The following is an 18,667-nucleotide window of genomic DNA, read 5'->3' on the forward strand; positions in this document are numbered from 1 at the left end:
CTTTTTTATGTAATTCCTTATTACGTGCTAAATAAGACGGGGATATAATATGGCTATACCTGAAATTGAAGATTATGATCTTTGTTCGGTAGTATCGTTAATGCAAAATAAAGTGAACTGGCGCATCACTCCATCTAGGAGCTTGCTTTTAGTTCACGATATGCAAAAATTTTTCCTTAACCCGTTACCTGAGTTATTGCGAAATACCTTGTTGACGAATTGTGCGCAATTATTAGCTTGGGCGAGAAGGCAATCCATTCCCGTGGTTTACACAGGTCAGAAAGGTAGTATGAACGCCAAAGAGCGTGGATTGCTTTATGATTTTTGGGGGGCGGGAATGGATGCCGATCCGATGCACACAGCAATCACACCATTATTATTTCCTCAGCCGAATGAGCCTGTATTAAAAAAATGGCGATATAGTGCGTTCTTTTCTTCGGAGCTTGCGAATATATTTTCCGACCAGCAGCGTGATCAAATAATCATATGTGGTGTTTATGCACAAATAGGTATTTTAACCACAGCATTGGATGCTTACTCTAGGGATATTGAGGTCTTTTTAGTGCGGGACGCGATAGCTGATTTTTCGCAGGCGGCCCATCAACGCATGCTGACTTACGCCGCTTCATGTTGTGCGTCGATATTATCGGTGGGCGAGGTGACGGCATGAATACAGATCCGGCAATCACCTCTTTGTTGCGGCATGGCAGTAAACATGAATCGTTTGCGCTGTTATTCAGATGTGAGCACAGCGCAGTTCCCGAAATCGAAGTAATCATAGGGGAAGAACGGCATCTAAACAGTTTGCAGAGTCTGGCTGATTTACCAACGAATGCTGGCGGTGGCAACGGGCAGCAAACGTTGCTTGTCGCGCCTTATCGGCAGATTGCTGAACGAGGCTATGCTGTTAATGACGACGGTAAACCTCTCATTGCGTTCATCAATACACGCAGCCATAAAGTACCACTCCATGAGGCTCTGGCCTTGCTGCCCAATGCTCCATTGAAGGTGAACAACGCCGTGTTTGAGCCTTCCGACGATGAGTATGCGCATATGGTCGCTCAAGTCATTCAGCGGGAGATCGGCACTGGTCAAGGAGCTAACTTCGTTATCCGCCGCGCCTTTACTGCCACCTTCACAGATTATGGCTGCGAGACGGGATTAACTCTCTTTAAAAACCTGCTGCTACAAGAAAGCGGCGCTTACTGGACTTTTTTCATTCAGTGCCGGGATGTCACGTTGATAGGCGCATCTCCTGAGCGACATATCACGCTGCAGCAACAAAGAGTCTCCATGACGCCGATTAGTGGCACCTATCGCTATCCCTCCTCCGGGCCTACCCGTGAAGGGCTGCTTGACTTCTTATCCAATGAGAAGGAGAAGGATGAACTATCGATGGTGCTGGATGAAGAGCTGAAGATGATGACTCGCATCTGCGACGCCGACGTTAAGGCATTTGGTCCCTTTTTAACGCCGATGTCGCGTCTGGCGCATACCGGCTATCGGCTTGAGGGGCATTCGTCGTTGCCCGTACCTGAAATTTTGCAGTCTTCCATGTTTGCGCCGACAGTTACCGGCAGCCCGCTGGAAAATGCAGCGCGCGTTATCGCCAAATATGAAGCATCCGGACGAGGCTATTATAGTGGCTTTGCCGCCTTGCTGGGCTATGAGGACGGTGAGCCGACGATCGATTCAGCGATCCTCATCAGAACGAGTGAAATTGATCCGACGGGCGCGCTAACTCTAGGGGTGGGAGCTACGTTGGTTCGCACTTCAGATCCTGACGCAGAAGCGGCGGAAACGCGGGCGAAGGCCGCCGCGTTACAGCGGGCCATGGGGGTGAATGGCAAGTCAACGTCCATTTTTCAGGATGAACAGGTCGCCATTGCGCTACAAAAGCATAGCCATCGCCTGGCCGCTTTTTGGCGTGATAACGCCGGTACAAATTCGATATGCCATCAGGGCGAGGTGCTGCTGATTGATAACGAGGATGCCTTCACCTCGATGATGAAGTATCAGTTGTGTGCGATAGGATTCAACGTCCGGCTTGTTCATTACACTTCTCCTATCCAACCCAAGCCGCATGAACTGCTTGTAATTGGCCCAGGTCCTGGCGATCCACGTAATCTGAGCGACGAACGGGTGATCTGTAGCCGCAAACTAATTAAGACCGCGATACAAGAAGGGCAACCTTTTATCGCGATCTGTTTCGGTCATCAGATTCTGTGCACCATCTTGGGGTACCCGATAGTTGCGCTGACGTTACCTAATCAAGGGATCCAAAAAGAGATTCCATTTTTTGGGAAGGTCGAACGCGTGGGTTTTTACAACACGTTCACCGGACTGGCGACCAGCAATACGTTAGCCAGCGAGTATGGTGAGATTCGCGTCGCGCGGGATGAGGCGACTGGCCAAATTTATGGCCTGCGCGGGCCGCGCTTTTCATCAATGCAATTCCATCCAGAGTCGGTGTTGACCATCGATGGGCCGCGGATCCTTTATGAATCAATCCAACAGGTGGTGGCCTCATGATCATGGAATGCGTGTGGTGGGAGTTGGGGCCGGGCGAGCCGGACATCAAGCAACTGCAGGCTCAGCTTGAGCAGGTCGACTTGGTCGCCTGGCAGCGAATTCACGCCTTGCAGGTCAAATACTGGATTATGAATGAGGGGCCGCCGCGTTGGGGGGCAGTGATGGTATGGCGCGATGATAAGCCCGAACTCGCGGCGTTGCCGTTGAATGCGGCTGCTGAGGCGATCGGCCGGGAGCCAGATGTGCGGCTGCGTTTCATCGTTGCCGCATCTTGCCTGAATGAATCGATTATCGCGCCTTGGGCGTCTTTACTGAATCGGGAGGAAACATGCACCGCTATGTCATCGTAAATGCGTTCAGCGATCGTGTGCTGGCTGGCAACCCGGTCGCCGTATTTTTCGATTGTGATGATCTTGAACCGGAAATCATGCAGCGCATCGCGGCAGAAATGCGGCTTTCAGAATCCACATTTGTGTCATGTCCTCGTAGCGGTGGGGATGCGCATGTCCGTATTTTTACTCCGGTGAACGAGTTGGGATTTGCCGGTCATCCGTTGCTGGGAACAGCGCTGGCTCTGTCTCTACGGTTGAAAAAAACCACCCTGAATATTGAAACGGCGAAGGGCATTTTCCCCTTCACGCTGGAGAATGCCAGGCTGCGCAGCGATTTGCCGGTCGCACATGTCGATATGCTTCAGCCATCCCCGATAATCCAACCTTATGCGCAAGCTGAAGCGCTGATGCTCGCGCTGGGGGTGTCGCACAGCACCTTGCCGATTGAACAGTACGATGTTGGGCCGCGTCACGTCTTTGTCGGCATCACTGATATACAAACTCTGGCGGCCCTCAATCCCGATCAGAGAGCGTTGGCGCAGCATGAGAATATGGCTGCGCTCTGTTTCTGCCATGACGGCAATTACTGGCGTCTACGCATGTTCTCACCGGCATACGGCGTAGTGGAGGACGCGGCGACTGGCTCGGCTGCCGGGCCTTTGGCGCTGCATTTGGCGCGGCACGGCTGGAGCGACTTTGACCAGCCTCTGGAGATCTGGCAGGGGATAGAGATAGGGCATCCGTCAAAAATGTACGGCATGGCACATAGAGATGGCGGAACATATCGGCTGTATGCCGGAGGACAAGCCATCCAAGTAGCGCAGGGCACCTACGCAATTTGAAGGAGAAGGAAAAATGGGAAGCAGTGCGTTTGAAAGTGTCAGCGGCAAGGTAGATACGGACTTTTTGCCTTTCCATACACAGCTGAATCAACCGATTGAACTCGCCTGTGCCTGGGTGCAGGAAGCGATACGCGAACAGGTCAGAGAACCGCGTGCAATGGTGCTAACGACCGCCAACGCTCAGGGGGAAATGAGCTCGCGTGTTATGGCAATCCTCGATTTTGATGAAAGAGGTATTCTGTTTGCTACTCACAGCTGTAGCCGCAAGATTCAGGATATCAACAGCCATCCACATGCTTGCGCTCACTTTTACTGGAAAGAGTTGGGACGGCAGCTCTCAGTCAGCGGCAGAGTGGTTAGACAGCCGCAGTCCGTGTCCAAGGCGGTTTGGGAAAAACGCCCGATTCCGTTGCATGCGATGTCGACAGTTTCTCATCAAAGTGAACCGCTGTTGGACAGTGAGACGTTGCGTCGGGCGGCAAAGGCTCTTGAGAGCAGGGGAGCGTTGCCCTGCCCTGAGCGTTTCGCCGTCTACCAATTGATACCGCAGGCGGTGGAGTTTTGGGCCGCCAGTTCTGATCGTCTGCACCGGCGACTGCGGGCCGAGTATCACCGGAACGAATGGCGAAGCACTTGGTTACAGCCGTAACTATGGGAAAATATGATGAATTTACCTGACTTTACTACCCATCTGACGGGAATGATGAAATGGCATTTTTCACCAGAAACTGGTGCGCCGTTCTGGTTGGAAATGCGCCAATCGATCGATTTTGATCCGCTGCATGAGGTTAATACCTTCGCCGATCTGGCGCGTTTCCCCGATGTCTCGGATCGTTTACGCGATATTCCAGTCGAAGCGCTGATCCCGCGCGGTTTGCATCACTTGACACTGGCGGGCGTTTTTGAAAGCGGCGGCACTACCGGCAAACCGAAACGCATCGTTGTGTTTGAGCAGTGGCTAGACGAGTTGGTTAGCTGGCGTTTGTCCGGCCTGCGGTCTGGCACTGACGAACAGCCCGGCAATACTCTGGCGTTGGTCCCCACCGGCCCGCATATTGTCGGCGCAATCAACGCTCGTCGTGCCCGGGCTAAAGGTGGGTTGTGTTTTAGCGTCGATTTAGATCCGCGTTGGGTCAAGAAATGCATTCAGCGCAACGATATAGCAGGAATGCAAGCCTATGCTGCGCATATCGTCGAACAGGCCGAGGATATTCTGTACACACAGTCTATCCAGTACCTTATCGCCACTCCGCCGATTCTGGAACGGATGGCGCAACGCCCGGCGCTGGTAGCGCATATGAACCAGACCTTGAAGGAAATTACTTGGGGGGGGACCCAAATGGATCCCGATACACTGGTGTTCCTGCAGAAGGAGGTATTTCCGATGGTGCCGATCAACGCCAGCTATGGCAGTACGATGGTACTGGGAGAAGCCAAGGCACGTTGCCCAGTGGATTCCAATGATTCAGTAATTTTCGATAGTTTTGCTCCCTATATCTTGCTGGAGGTAGTTGAACCGCAAACGCGGCATCCCGTTCAGTTTGGCGAACGTGGGCGAGTTATCATGCATCATCTCAGCCGTTACGCCTTCTTCCCCAATATTCTGGAACGTGATACAGCGGTACGCTGGCCGCGCAACGACGATTTTCCCGGCTCGTCAGTCAGTGATGTTGGTCCGTTGCCGGTCATTGACGGACGTACGGTTATTGAGGGGGTCTATTAACCATGTACTCTCCCTTTGATTCTTCAGCCGTGGAGCAGATTGAGGCTGTAGCTATGGGTTGCGAATATGCCACTCGGCGCCGAGTCACGGTCCAGGATCTGCTCGGTACTCCTGTCGCGGAAATGGCGATCGCTCCGCCAGTTTATATCCACCGTACTATTGGCTCGATGAGAGAGGCCCCCACTTTATCCTTGGCGGAAATTCATGCTGCGATGGCACGTGCGGCGGATACTTTTCAACATGACTCAATCGCGGGGCTGTCACCCGATGCGTATTGTCAACGGGTGCATCGTACCACTGGATTACCGATCGCGGTGATGCAAAACGCCTTGGCAATTATCGCACAGGCACTGCGCGATATGTCGCAGATTATCGATGCGGGCAGGCCAAAAGGTGCTTGCTGGTCAAGGTACGATGCGCAGGCGCTGGCTGGATGCAGTTTATTCAGCCGAAAAGGTGACGTTTTCGCGGTACTGGCGGCTGGTAACGGGCCGGGCATTCATGCCCTTTGGCCGCAAGCAGTAGCGCTGGGCTACCGTGTTCTTGTCAGGCCTTCTACGCGCGAGCCCTTCACGGCGCAACGCGTAGTTCGTGCTATGGCGCAAGCAGGATTGGAGCATTATGTAGCGCTGATCCCCACGGACTATCGTGGAGCGGATGAGCTGGTGGCTTCATCTGATTTGACGCTGGCGTATGGTGGCCAAGATATTGTGGATAAATACCGTTTTCATCCCCAGGTGCGCGTGCAAGGGCCTGGGCGTGCCAAGATTGTTGTCGGCGCTGACGCTTGTTTGGATGAAGCGGCCGCATTGGTGGCAAAATCAATGACCGATCTCGGAGGTGCCGCCTGCGTGTCAGCCAGTGCAGTGCTAGTAGAGGGAGATATGCATGACTTTTGTCGACGTTTAAAGCTGGCACTGCAACAGCTACCGCTGGAGATGCTGCCACTTGTATCACGGCAATCGGTAGATTGGTTGAGCACTGTGCTCGACTCGCCAATTGAGGCTGATCCGATGCCGGAGGGCTACATAGTGTATCCGCTGGTGACTGAGGTGACTGAGCCTGATGATCCGAGGGTACAGCGCGAGTTGCCTTTCCCATGTGTGACGGTTGCGCCTTATCACGCTATACGCAGCGCACCGATGCTATCAGGATCTCTGGTCGTGACGGTCTTGTCTCGACACCCCCAGTTGCTGGAGTCGATTTTGTCCGATGCCAGCATCAGTAATGTTTATATCGGCGATATTCCCACTACCTGGATGGCCCCCTCGGTGCCTCACGATGCCTACCTGAGCGATTTTCTGATGTGTAATCGGGGATTTCGTGTCTCACCATCTTGGTCAGAAAATAAAAGTAAAGGAGAGATACTGTGACCCTCCCTTATGCGCTGATTTTTGGACCTGCGGATGTTTCCCACATGATGAAAGACATGCAGCGTCTTTACGATAACCACCCTCAGGTTCGAGCTCGTTTCGGGCAAGTTGCACGCTCGGCTGGTGTGGATGTCAACACGATATTACGTAAGACGCCGCTGCCTGATGACACATCATGCATGCAGGTGGTTTCTTTAGGACTACTCGCTGGCATGCTGGGCATTGCCGACGATATCGTTGAACAACGTGGTGCGCCGAGCTGTGTAGGTGGCATCAGCCTTGGAGAGGTGGCTGCACTCTGCGTAAGCGGAGGGTTAACGGTGGACGACGCAACCGCATTGATTAGCTTACGGGTCGACACACCAGAGAGCGAAGACGAAACGGTGGGATTTGTGATGGTGACGGAAGAACGTGAACGCGATTTCTATCATCAGCCGCCGGAAATGCGCATCGCTGTTGATTATGGATTGATTCATCACGGTATTGGCTCACTGCTGATGGTTGCAGGATTGCGACGGGTGCTGGAGGGGTGTGGGCAGAAAGGTTCAGGTGTGCTGGAGGTACTACCACCGGCGTTGTGCAACTCGGCATATCACACCCCTTATCGCCGGCGAATCGCTGAACAGGTCGACGCATATTTGAAGGAGCGCGTTTTGCCTTCACTGCGTTACCCGGTGGTGACCTGCTTGCCAGAGATCGGCATAGTTGACGACCCGATGGGAGTCAAACAGATGTGCGTACGCGGTGAAACGGAAATGTTATTTGTTCCTGCGATGATTCGGCAGATGCAGAGCTTCAACGTGGCGGATGTCATTTGCATTGGACCGTTCCTACGCAGTCTAAATATGGATTTTTGCGGTGTATCGGCCTCATTTCGTGATGAACAGTGGGTGGACGATATTATGTCCTCTCTCGGCAGTTGAATAACGATGCCAACACGTTTCTAAATGATTTGCCAACAGGAGATTCTCATGTCAGACCTGATGACAGGAAACCGCAGTGTGAATATCAGTGAAACTGGCAACGTGGCCGAGTTGATTTTACAGTCAATCGTTACACATCCAGAGAAAACTGCGCTAATCAACGGCGAGAGCCGTATGAATTACACTGAATTCGGGCAGCGTGTCGTTGCCGTACAGCAGCAACTGAAGGAGTCTGGTGTTGGCCCGAATGACGTTGTCGGGTTATTGCTGCATCGCGATCAGTGGCTGATCCCGGCGATGGTCGCTACATTGGCTCTTGGGGCCACCTTTGTCCCGCTGGACCCAGCCTATCCATTGTCCAGGCTGAAACTCTACGTCGATGTTGCCAAACCGAAAGTACTGCTCATTCATCCGGACGAGAACGTTCTGGCGCGACAGTTGCACCAGAACGTGGTATATCCCGAACCTAGCGCGGTCGGAAAGATGGTTTGTGTCACCAGGCGGTACGATGACATTGCTTACATCCTGTTTACCAGTGGTTCTACTGGGCAACCTAAGGGCGTTAGCATCGGACATCAAGCACTACGCAACTTCTTAATCGCTGTTGCCGAGCGATTGGAAGTGCGCTCATCCCATATCTTTTTGGCGCATACCACGGTAGCGTTTGATATTTCCATTCTTGAACTGCTCCTGCCTCTGAGCGTTGGCGGGGCGGTACTGTTGGCTAACAATGATGAAGTGAGCGCCATCGAAGGCATTATCCCTCTGATTGAGAAATGCGATTTCATTCAGGCGACCCCGAGCCTATGGAAAATTTTGTGGGCAACTGGATGGCGTCCTAAAGCTTCTATGACGCTGCTGACCGGTGGTGAGGCGATGCCGTTGGCATTGGCGAAAAAGTTGTGCCAGGTATGTGGCAAATTATGGAATATGTATGGTCCAACGGAAGCAACAATCTGGACATCGTGCGAATGTGTAGAATGTGACGCAGATTATATTTCCATCGGCGAAGCGTTGGCGAATACTCAATTGCATGTGCTTAACGAAGCACTTGAGCCATGCGAGCAGGGGGAACTCTATATTTCGGGGCTCGGTCTGGCACAAGGTTATTACGGCAACAGCGAAGGGACAGAAAAAGTGTTTATCACTCACCAACAAACCGGCCTGAGGCTTTATCGCTCGGGGGATCGCGTTCACTTGCACGAGTCGGGAAAAATAGAGTGGCTTGGACGTGGTGAGGAGGAAATTAAAATTCGCGGTAATCGTATCGGTGTGAGCGAGATTGAGCAAGAGCTGGAGAATATCTCTGGTATCACTGGCGCAGTGGTGGTGGCCAGGCCGTTTGAAGGGCAGGGAGATGATATGCTTACCGCATATATTGTCAGCCAAGCCTCATTGAGCAAAGCGTCGCTGGAGGTTTATTTAGCTGATAGGTTGCCCGCTTATATGGTGCCAGATCTGTTCGTAGTACTGCCTGAATTTCCTCTCCAGCCGAACGGCAAGCTTGACAGAAAGTCTCTGCCCGATCCCTGTTGGAATAATACGTTGCACCATGACGCAGCCGGCTCTTCGGAAGCGCAGGACAATGTCCAACGGCAAGCCATTGTTGAGACTGTTTGTCAGGTTTTCGCTACCATATTGGGATGCAAAGAATTTGACGCCACATCAAGCTTTTTTGATCGTGGAGGCAATTCGGCGCTGGCCGTAATTTCAGCAGGCGTTATTAGTACGAAGTTACAGCGTAAAATACCGGTATCCTTGATCATCAGCGGTGAAAACCCCGGCGCCATTGCAGAGCAAATATTGCAACACTCCTGAGCTACGGATCAGAGAATATTATCAACGTATTCAGAGCATCATCCGTAGATCATGCTAAGGAGAGACTATGAATAACGAACAGCAATTACGTGAAATCTGCCAATTCATTAATCGGGAGCGTGTATTAACGCTCAGTGTCGCTGCGGAAGGGATGGTGTGGTCTGCAAGTTGTTTTTATCAATTCCAAAAAGAGCAAATGGTACTGTACTTGATGAGTGATATCAATTCACGCCATTCGCAGTTAATGCTTAAGGCACCAATAGTCTCCGGAACTATTATATCATCGGTGAAATCAATGATGTCGATGAAAGGAGTGCAATATCTGGCTCACATCACTCCATTATGTGCGGAAGAAGAGCAGCAAGCGCGAAATTTCTATTGTAAACGTTATCCCATCAGTCGCGTTATGGACTTGAAAATATGGCGACTACAATTGATAGAAATAAAGTTTACACAAAGATGCATGGGCATGAAAAGATGTTTTCATTGGCTGCGGACGCCGAAACTGGAGACATGTACACAATGAAGAAAAAAAACATTGCTATTATCGGTGGTGGTGCGGCGGGTACAGTAGCAGCCTGGCAGTTGCGCGACCGGCATAATATAACTGTGTTTGAGGCAAACCCTTATATCGGCGGGCATGTTTATACGTGCTTTGTTGATACCAATGAACAAAAGAATATTCCCGTGGATATGGGCGTAGAGTACTTTAACGAACGGGTTGCACCGAATGTTTTTAATTTACTGAATTACTTAGGTATCGAAAACTATGTGGCACCTTCGTCGTTCCACGCTTATTTCCCCGAAGAAGAGCAGTGCTGGAGTAATGTTCACTACGATGGCTCTATGCGTCAGGCCATGGAGAGCGAATTTAGTCGTTTTCAGCTGGGCATGTCAGAGGTGATAAGTTCCGGAAACGCGCGTTATAAAACGATGTCAATTGCGGATTACCTGGCGGAAAATGGTTATTCGTCTGGGTTTGTGTATCAGGCACTCTATCCAATGATCAGTATTTCTACTGGTTGCAATGTCGATGTGAGTAGTTATCCGCTGATGTTTTTCGCATTGTCATTCAACGCTAATCTGGTTTCGTTCTTTGCCCCCGGTTATTGGCGTAAGGTCGTTGGCGGCATGAATCGCTACTTGCAATGCCTGGCCGACGAGTTGGGAGATCGCGTGCGGCTGAATACGCCGGTACAGTGGGTAAAATCCCGTGACAAAGCCGTTGTATTATGTCATTCGGGAAAAGAGGATATTTTTGATGCTGTGATTTTTGCCACTTCGGCGGAAGTAACCCTGTCGCTGTTGACTGAGGCAACGGCGCAGCAACGGGAGATCCTCTCCTATTTCACCTATCACGATATCGAGAGCGTGGCTCATCATGACACGCGTTATCTGGGAGAGAAATCGGAACCGCATTACTTCAACTATTGCCAGTTCACTGATTTTTCTGCTGAAACGCCAGGCGGGAGTGTCACCCGTGTGATTAACACGTTATCACCATATCGACACCTCACCACGCCGTTGTTGGTGACTCTCGACCCCAAAATGCCCATTGATCATCAAAAACAGATAAAAACTTGCCGCTGGCGCGTGGCTAGACAGTTGCCAGGAGATTTTGCGCACAAGATGCGTCTTAAAGAAATACAGGGCAAGTCCAACATGTGGTTTTGTGGTGTTGACACCAGCTTAGGGGGGCATGAAGGGGCAGTAGCGTCAGGCATGGTGATTGCAGATCGGTTTGGGGCTCCTTATCCTTACAAACATGACCTACTGGCGTATATTCAATTCCAGGTAACCAAAGATATTATGGGAGTCAAAACGCGCGGTGAAATATTAAAAGATCGGTTATCCGAATTGTTATTCTTAACCGCTAAAAAATGTGCTCTCCATAAAAGTCTGTCCTACAAATTCATTAAAGATTTTATTGTATGAACATGTATGCCATATTGTAACAGGGAACATTATGTACAAAATAGATGAATTGCGTATCGACAATTTAGTAACTCCCGATAAATTAGCGGCGAAATTACCAGCATCTGCTGACATTATTAATAATGTTATTGGAACACGTGAACGTATTGGACGCATTCTGAATGGGGAAGATAAAAGGTTGCTGGTCGTGATTGGACCCTGTTCAATTCATGATAGGGATGCTGCACAGGAGTATGCTGGGCTGCTTGCGATCCAGCGCGAGCTGTATAAGGATCGACTGGAAATCGTTATGCGTACCTATTTCGAAAAACCACGTACGGTGGTGGGATGGAAGGGATTGATTTCCGATCCGGCGTTGGATGGTAGTTACCAAGTGAACCGTGGTATAGAAACTGCACGGCAGCTGCTGCTAGATATCAATCAGCTTGGGCTTCCCACCGCCACAGAGTATTTGGATGTGCTGGTATGGCGCTACATCGCCGATTTAATTAGTTGGGGGGCGATTGGTGCGCGAACGACGGAAAGCCAAGTACACCGTGAAATGGCGTCAGCATTATCTTGCCCAATCGGATTTAAAAATGGTACCGACGGTAATGTTGCCATCGCTATTGATGCCATTCGATCTGCTCGCAATAGACATACATTTTTTTCACAAGATCAACATGGGCGGATGGCGGTTTATCAGACTAAGGGCAACGCTCACGGCCATATAGTTTTGCGTGGGGGGAAAAAAGCGAATTACCATGCAGCGGATATTGCCGCCGTGTGTGGTAGGCTGCATGCTTACAATCTACCTGTGTATTTGATGATCGATTTTAGCCACAGTAACAGCCAGAAAATAGCACGTAATCAGTTAATGGTCGCAACGGAAGTTTGTCGGCAGATTAGCATGGGGGAGAAGGCTATAGCTGGCGTCATGGTGGAAAGTTTTCTGATAGAGGGCTCTCAGTCGGCTATTTCAGGGCAGGCTTTGACTTATGGGCAGTCGATCACCGATCCTTGTCTGAGCTGGATGGATAGTGTGCAGTTATTGTCTATGCTGGCGGAAGCAGTAGACTCGCGTTTTTCTCAAAGTTAGCCTTTTAGAACCAATAATTTTAATAAATGGGAATATATCCATCATTTATAAATTTTGAGGATATCAGAATGAATTCTGCATGTTGGTATATCCATATGCTCGCATGTTGCTTTATTCTCTTTTTGGAGCAGCCAAAATACAAAGTAACTTTTGGTAATTAAAGAATATGTTTATTTTTGAAGAGTGTATTACCACATCCGGATTTATTCGCCAGCAGGGCATTGGCTTTGCGAAAAAATATCAAGAAATAAGCGTTTGTCTGGTAGAGTATGATAAGTCTGTTTATAGTGACTCCCTGTTTGTTCATTTCATGCTTCCGTTTCCGGATATATTGAAATCAGCTGTTACAAAACGTCGGGCAGAGTATCTTGCTGGACGTTATGCTGCTAGACAGTTGTTACAAGAAGTTGGATATAATGGTGTTGTTGCTACTGGTGCAGATCGCGCACCTATTTGGCCAATTGGTTGGCGAGGAAGTATTTCTCATACAGAAACATTGGCTATTGCTGTTCTTACGCCAAATTACACAAGTATAAATCTAGGAGTTGATATTGAAATTTTTCGTCCTTACATAATACAGGAGATTGCTAATAATTTTGCTACAGATGACGAATGTGCCTTATTGACAGCAAACGTTCTTCCATTTGAGACAATGTTGCATATAGTTTTTTCTGCGAAAGAGAGTTTGTTCAAAGCATTATATCCACTAGTACACCATATATTTGATTTTGAGGTTGCGAAGCTATGCGAATTTGACTCACATAACCAGAGTTTTACACTGGAACTAACCAGACAGTTATCACCGAGTTTGAGTATAGGATATCGTACTACTGGTCATTATATGATTTCTCAGGGTAGTGTAATTACTATGGTTGTTGTATCTGTATAAGTATAAGTATAATTTTTTGAAAACACTTTCGGTTGGCTTTAGAAGAGTTCCATTTTATAAAACTTGAACTTTACCTGATCAGATAATACGCAAGAACACTAACATTCACTTCGTTTTCTTTACATAAATAATGATATTTCTTTTTTAGTTAACAAATAAATCTATTTGAAAATACTGAATGTTTATAAATCATGAGTAGTTTTCTACAGAAAACTTTGTCTTTTCTGAGTTGAATGATTTTATCTATGTTTTCGTGATTCTCTTGTTATTTTATTGCACTGAAGGTTCTTTATGGTTTTGTTCTATCAATAATAAAGTTTGTTTTGGTGCTGAAGTAATAAATTAAGCATATAGCTGATTTTAGTGTTTGAAAGTAGGTAGAAAAGAGGAAAATATTCCCTCTTTTCTGTATTGACGAAAAAAAGAAAGTTTGATTAAATTTATCGTGTTATACCGTTGCATAACGCAACATTGCCAATGCTTCAGTTGTCTGAGAGAAGCGCCTACGGGTGACAGCAATGCCGATGTTCCGGCAATCTGAGAAGAACGCCTACGGGTGATTGCCACTGCCAATCCTCGGGTCATCTGAGACGAGGGCCTACGGGCGATGACAGAACTCCGTTCGTCCTTGAAATCGACGGAGGGTGATAACCGAACAGGGTTATCATCAGGATTAACTGCGCTTCAGTGACCATGTCACTGCTATCCGGTTACCCGGATATCCACAAACAAGCAGAGTACGCGATAACGTGTATCTGCCTCTTCTGATGTGTTCTGACGAATACGTCCTGCTTTCTGCAACCTTTGTATGCCCGGTATGACGCGTTTCCATTGCGCAGCTTTGGAAAGTGGCATCTTCGGAGCAATACATTGAGCAGCAGAATGACGGGCGTGCGTCACTTTCGTCAAGTGAAATGAAGACAAAGTGACGCACGCAAGTGCATACGCTCAGAACGCTTCAATACTGGTCTTACAGCAAAACTGACAATCTGACAGACATGTAATGCATTGCTCAGAACGGCTGAAAGTCTTTCAACGCTCAACGTTTATATGATGATAAAAACGTATAACATTATGAAAAAAGGAGAAAAAACGACACGATACCAAGGCGACGTCAGGAAACTGACGGACGGAGGTGCCCTGATAACAGGGACCGGTCTGATGACCGCAAACAGTTCAGAGAACTGATTTGATACCTCTCAACAACTCAACCTTTTATCGCCCCGGTGCTCAGGTATCTGTCAGGTCGCAGGATGCGCAATATAAAACCGTCGCGCTGGGAAAAGGTAACCCGTTGAGAGAGAAAGAGGCGGAGAATCAGAGAATGTCCAGAAGAGCAAAAGCCCTGTCCCGTGAAATGCATATCCTTGCACGTCAGGCCGGAGGGAGCTTTAAAACCATTGCAGACCGGGTCAAAATTGCAGAACGGGTTGCGGCAGAGCTGGCTGGGTTGAATATTCAGATACGATCTGTTGAGCAACTGAAATCCCGCCATATTGAAATGTATATCCATGCGCGTAGAGAACAGAATATCAGTTTACGCACCTGTCAAAACGAAATGTCGGCTATCCGGGCGATATTTCGTGTTGCCGGACGTCATAAACTGGCTGACCCTAAACATGAGCGCCTCAGTAATGAGGCGCTGGGGATTTCAGGTGCCAGCAGGGCTGGCACCCGTACCGCGATATCGGACGAGCGCTTTCACGGAGCGCTCGCCCGGATTGAGCCTTATGATCAGGGAGTGGCATTAACCATGCAGTTATCCCGTAGTCTGGGGCTGAGAAATGAAGAAGCCGTGCAGTCAGTAAAATCATTACGGACCTGGCAGCAGGCGCTTAAAAACGGTAAAGATCGTGTTCATGTGGTTTTTGGTACAAAAGGAGGCAGACCCCGTGAAGCATTAGTGCCGGATAAAGCCCGTGTATTAACATTAATTAATAAAGCCATTGAATATGCGGATAAACATAACGGTTATTTAATTAATCGTCCGTCATTACATTCTGCCAAAGATCGTTATATTAATGTGATGCGACGGATAGGCGGATTTATTCACGAAGAATCAAATCATGGTTTACGGTATGCCTATGCTCAGGATGTTGAAAAATATTATCTCAGTCAGGGATTCAGTCAAAAAGAATCTTATGCATTAACCTCCATGGATTTAGGGCATGGTGACGGTCGTGGCGATTATATTAAACGAGTTTATAGTCAGAAAGGGGATGTTGAGGAATAAGATAAAAATGAAAGCCTATTTAATTATTTTATTTATTAATTTTGCTTTTTGTTTTCCGTTAATGGCGAAGACATTATTTTTAGGTGATTCGTTAACGGCTGTTTATGAAAAGTCCGCAAAATATATTTTGGACGAAAAGATAAAAACAGAATATGTTTCTGGTTCGGGTTTAATAAATAAAAACAAAAAAGATTGGATCGCTTTTGTGAATAATTTCGATTTGCGGGAGTTTGATAATGTGATTATTAGTCTCGGAACAAATGATTTTGTTCAATATGGTTCGGATGAATGGCTCAAATATTACAGTCTGGTATTTCAATTCATTGCTGAAATTCAAAGTGAAAATCCGTTAGCGACAATTGTCTGGATATCTCCACCACATTTAAAAAATCCGGAACATGAACGTTATTTAATACATACCCGGCATATAATTAAACACAGTGCGATGTTATTAAATATTCATTATCTGGATATTAATCAGCCTCATATATTAGGAACGCAATGGCAATCTGTTATTCATAATGAAACTGTACGAACTGATGATGGAATACATATTACCCGTAAAGGGGGAGTACGGGTGATCAGAGAAGTGGTAAAAATCCTGAATGGGCAGGATTGACAAAGATAAAAAAACGGCTAAAAATGAATCTGCTTATCTCGTTGCGTAATGCAACTTGCCAATGCTTCGGTTGTCTGAGAGAAGCGCCTACGGGTGACAGCGATGCCAATGTTCCGGCAATCTGAGAGGAACGCCTACGGGTGATTGCTACTGCCAATCCTCGGGTCATCTGAGACGAGGGCCTACGGGCGATGACAGAACTCCGTTCGTCCTTGAAATTGACGGAGGGTGATAATCAGACTGTATTATCATCAGGATTATTTTTACGCAACGTTTCATATAACCTGCCCACTGACGGGGAAATCTCCCGTCATCAGGGAATTTCTCCGTTTTTTCAGGAGAAATTCAATGAGGGTATCTACATTTCCCCAATCGTCTTTTTTTGACGATTTGCACTATCTCACACTATTGCATCACCTGTCAGGTGATCTCGACATGGTTCTTGCTTTTGTCCATCTGGATATTGGCGAGTGTATGGACGAAGATAATTTTCCGCCGAACTTCTGGATAATCAGTGCCGTTGCAGAGCAACTGGGCGTGTTATCCGTTGAGGCTGATTTTACCCGTCCACATCTTGAGAAAAGGGTCCGCGTAGTCTGGGATGCGGCTGAGCAAACACCTTATGCGTCTGATTTTCGTCGCATTTACAACGACGCGGTCAAAAATGCACAGTTTGAAGATCCGGTTGAGGCGCTGATGTTTGGTGCTTAACGAAGGAGATTCACTGATTTTACGACCCCATACGGGAATAAGGCCCGTGGGGCTTTTCCCGTGATTGATAAAGGAGAAGCTCCGATGACGTTATTTAACCTGATTGATGGCATTGCCCGTGGGCTGTTCTTTGTGGCCGATCACGTCTGTCGCTATTCCCGGGGTTGGGAATGGCTGATGTGGCTGGTTGAGGAAGCCCGGATACTGCGAAATGTTGAGGCTGATTTGAAACTGGCTGAAAGGTATGCCGGAGAGCAAAACCGTCCTCATTCCGTTTCGCTGATGCAGTGTACGCTTTATGATGCCGGATTTGCTTACGGCAGATTATTACTATGGCAGGCGGATGGTCTGATGAGACCCTGGCCGGCATGTCTGCTTCGCCGTTTACCGGATATCGGTCAGCGGATTGATGCAGCGGTCTGGCAGAAAGGCTGTGAAGCCGGCCAGGATGAGACTGTCACTGAATGGATGGCAATGGAGATGGCTGATGAATACCTCATCGGTATTGAACTGAGTAATTAATCCGCCACCATTTTCTGTTTTAACTTACCCACCGACGGGGAAACTTCCCCGTCAGGTGGTGGTTTCTCCGTCTTTTTTTACCGGAGAAATACACATGTCTGTTTTACTGCCTGAAAACAAACCGTTTTCATTTCTGAGCCTGATCATGCAGCGGCTGTACCGTTTTTATGACCGTATACCGTTTGTCCCGTCAGGGATACCCGATGAATTGCCGTGGATAATTAACCGGACCGGCCGGCGCGCTTACCGTGCGACGGTGGTGAAAGTGAATCCCCGGCAATTCAGGGTTCGCATTACCGTACGTTTGGGCGCACATTCGAAAGAATACCGCTTTCATTCGTTGATGACCTCGCTGGACAGCAGGACATTTTGTTCCGCAAAAGCGGCATACCGTGCCGGATTTGGACTGACATACCAGCTGGCGCAGGTGCGTTATGCCTGGTGTCGCTGATTTGTCGTACTGACAACACTGTTGACTTTTTATTATGACCCCGCCCGGCGGATTGATTTCCGTCAGGGGATGAATCCGCCATTTTTTAATCAGAATGAGGATTTATCACATGGGATATACACATTATTTTACACAAAAACAAAGCGTTGACCCCCTGATGTGGCAGAACTTCCGTGAACATCTGGACAAGCTCTATCACCACTATCTGGCCAATCCTATATCCGCAGAGCAGATATGCGGCGGATACCTGGATAAAATCATAGTGTTGTGTGATGGTCTGGGTGAAAACCGGCTGAACGATGGTTCATTATTCACCGATGACGGTGAGGCACTTTGTTTTAACGGCAATGCGGCTGATGACATGAATCATGAGACGTTTATTGTACAGCGCGAAATCCCCGTTGAGGACTACTGGGATTGCTGCAAGACGGCGTATAAACCTTATGACGTGTTTGTGGTGGCGGCATTACTGCTGCTGCACAACCTGTGCCCGGGATATTTTTCGGTCTCTTCTGACGGGGATATCCGGGACTGGCAACCGGTGCTGGACTATGTCAGCAAGGCATTCCCTTATCTTATCCTGACGTTACCGGAAGGCATTGATGTGCCGGAGGCAGGATAATGGCCAGAGCCTGTACGATACGGGAACTGATAGCGGATTTATCCCGCTGTAATCCGGAGGCATT

20 protein-coding genes are annotated in these 18,667 nt (G+C 48.4%); 19 read left to right on the forward strand and 1 reads right to left on the reverse strand.

From position 1 onward, the window contains the following. Positions 1-49: 49 nt before the first annotated feature. From QSH13_RS16820 to QSH13_RS16880, 13 genes are all read left to right on the forward strand, one after another. On the forward strand, positions 50-670 hold the full coding sequence (locus QSH13_RS16820; RefSeq protein ID WP_073519499.1) for an isochorismatase family protein: 621 nt from the start codon (positions 50-52) through the stop codon (positions 668-670). Next, positions 667-2,532, forward strand: coding sequence for an anthranilate synthase family protein (locus QSH13_RS16825; protein WP_073519500.1), 1,866 nt, complete (start codon positions 667-669; stop codon positions 2,530-2,532). The genes QSH13_RS16820 and QSH13_RS16825 overlap by 4 nt, the downstream gene beginning before the upstream one ends. Further along, the gene (locus QSH13_RS16830) at positions 2,529-2,882 is read left to right on the forward strand and encodes a hypothetical protein (RefSeq protein ID WP_073519501.1); all 354 of its coding nucleotides are present in this window, start codon (positions 2,529-2,531) and stop codon (positions 2,880-2,882) included. The genes QSH13_RS16825 and QSH13_RS16830 overlap by 4 nt, the downstream gene beginning before the upstream one ends. After that, entirely contained in the window at positions 2,861-3,706 is an 846-nt protein-coding gene (locus tag QSH13_RS16835; protein WP_073519502.1) for a PhzF family phenazine biosynthesis protein, read from the forward strand. The genes QSH13_RS16830 and QSH13_RS16835 overlap by 22 nt, the downstream gene beginning before the upstream one ends. Before the next feature lie 13 nt (positions 3,707-3,719). Further along, positions 3,720-4,355 carry a pyridoxal 5'-phosphate synthase gene (locus QSH13_RS16840; protein WP_073519503.1) on the forward strand — a complete coding sequence of 212 codons (636 nt, stop codon included), beginning with the start codon at positions 3,720-3,722 and terminating at the stop codon, positions 4,353-4,355. A gap of 15 nt (positions 4,356-4,370) precedes the next feature. Then, on the forward strand, positions 4,371-5,429 hold the full coding sequence (locus tag QSH13_RS16845; protein ID WP_286039387.1) for an acyl-CoA synthetase family protein: 1,059 nt from the start codon (positions 4,371-4,373) through the stop codon (positions 5,427-5,429). Positions 5,430-5,431: 2 nt separating this feature from the next. After that, positions 5,432-6,802 carry an aldehyde dehydrogenase family protein gene (locus QSH13_RS16850; RefSeq protein ID WP_073519505.1) on the forward strand — a complete coding sequence of 457 codons (1,371 nt, stop codon included), beginning with the start codon at positions 5,432-5,434 and terminating at the stop codon, positions 6,800-6,802. Next, positions 6,799-7,725 (forward strand): ACP S-malonyltransferase, encoded by a 927-nt coding sequence (locus tag QSH13_RS16855; RefSeq protein ID WP_073528032.1) that lies wholly within the window; start codon positions 6,799-6,801, stop codon positions 7,723-7,725. The genes QSH13_RS16850 and QSH13_RS16855 overlap by 4 nt, the downstream gene beginning before the upstream one ends. A gap of 48 nt (positions 7,726-7,773) precedes the next feature. Next, positions 7,774-9,543, forward strand: a complete 1,770-nt coding sequence (locus QSH13_RS16860) for a non-ribosomal peptide synthetase (protein WP_073519507.1) — start codon at positions 7,774-7,776, stop codon at positions 9,541-9,543. 67 nt (positions 9,544-9,610) lie between these two features. Further along, positions 9,611-10,069 carry a PNPOx family protein gene (locus QSH13_RS16865; protein WP_073519508.1) on the forward strand — a complete coding sequence of 153 codons (459 nt, stop codon included), beginning with the start codon at positions 9,611-9,613 and terminating at the stop codon, positions 10,067-10,069. Then, positions 10,066-11,478 (forward strand): FAD-dependent oxidoreductase, encoded by a 1,413-nt coding sequence (locus QSH13_RS16870; RefSeq protein WP_073519509.1) that lies wholly within the window; start codon positions 10,066-10,068, stop codon positions 11,476-11,478. Before QSH13_RS16865 ends, QSH13_RS16870 begins: the two co-directional genes overlap by 4 nt. 31 nt (positions 11,479-11,509) lie before the next feature. Continuing rightward, positions 11,510-12,556 (forward strand): 3-deoxy-7-phosphoheptulonate synthase, encoded by a 1,047-nt coding sequence (locus QSH13_RS16875; RefSeq protein WP_073519510.1) that lies wholly within the window; start codon positions 11,510-11,512, stop codon positions 12,554-12,556. 166 nt (positions 12,557-12,722) lie between these two features. Beyond that, positions 12,723-13,445: a 4'-phosphopantetheinyl transferase family protein gene (locus QSH13_RS16880; protein WP_073519511.1), complete on the forward strand. Its 723-nt coding sequence runs from the start codon at positions 12,723-12,725 to the stop codon at positions 13,443-13,445. Positions 13,446-14,147: 702 nt separating this feature from the next. Here the strand turns inward: QSH13_RS16880 and QSH13_RS16885 are convergent. Continuing rightward, positions 14,148-14,369: a hypothetical protein gene (locus tag QSH13_RS16885; protein WP_286039388.1), complete on the reverse strand. Its 222-nt coding sequence runs from the start codon at positions 14,367-14,369 to the stop codon at positions 14,148-14,150. 400 nt (positions 14,370-14,769) lie between these two features. Between QSH13_RS16885 and QSH13_RS16890 the strand changes: the two genes are divergently transcribed. From QSH13_RS16890 to QSH13_RS16915, 6 genes are all read left to right on the forward strand, one after another. Continuing rightward, on the forward strand, positions 14,770-15,678 hold the full coding sequence (locus QSH13_RS16890) for an integrase domain-containing protein (RefSeq protein ID WP_073519512.1): 909 nt from the start codon (positions 14,770-14,772) through the stop codon (positions 15,676-15,678). A 7-nt stretch (positions 15,679-15,685) separates the two neighbouring features. Continuing rightward, positions 15,686-16,297, forward strand: a complete 612-nt coding sequence (locus tag QSH13_RS16895) for an SGNH/GDSL hydrolase family protein (protein ID WP_073519513.1) — start codon at positions 15,686-15,688, stop codon at positions 16,295-16,297. Positions 16,298-16,645: 348 nt separating this feature from the next. Next, entirely contained in the window at positions 16,646-17,008 is a 363-nt protein-coding gene (locus QSH13_RS16900) for a hypothetical protein (protein ID WP_228395555.1), read from the forward strand. 84 nt (positions 17,009-17,092) lie between these two features. Beyond that, complete coding sequence (locus QSH13_RS16905; RefSeq protein WP_228395556.1) at positions 17,093-17,530, forward strand: hypothetical protein; 438 nt, start codon at positions 17,093-17,095, stop codon at positions 17,528-17,530. 94 nt (positions 17,531-17,624) lie between these two features. Then, positions 17,625-17,981 (forward strand): hypothetical protein, encoded by a 357-nt coding sequence (locus QSH13_RS16910; RefSeq protein WP_073519516.1) that lies wholly within the window; start codon positions 17,625-17,627, stop codon positions 17,979-17,981. A gap of 109 nt (positions 17,982-18,090) precedes the next feature. After that, positions 18,091-18,603, forward strand: a complete 513-nt coding sequence (locus QSH13_RS16915) for a hypothetical protein (RefSeq protein ID WP_073519517.1) — start codon at positions 18,091-18,093, stop codon at positions 18,601-18,603. Positions 18,604-18,667: the final 64 nt, after the last annotated feature.

It is taken from the genome of Proteus faecis (genome assembly GCF_030286765.1).
GTDB classification, from domain to species: domain Bacteria; phylum Pseudomonadota; class Gammaproteobacteria; order Enterobacterales; family Enterobacteriaceae; genus Proteus; species Proteus faecis.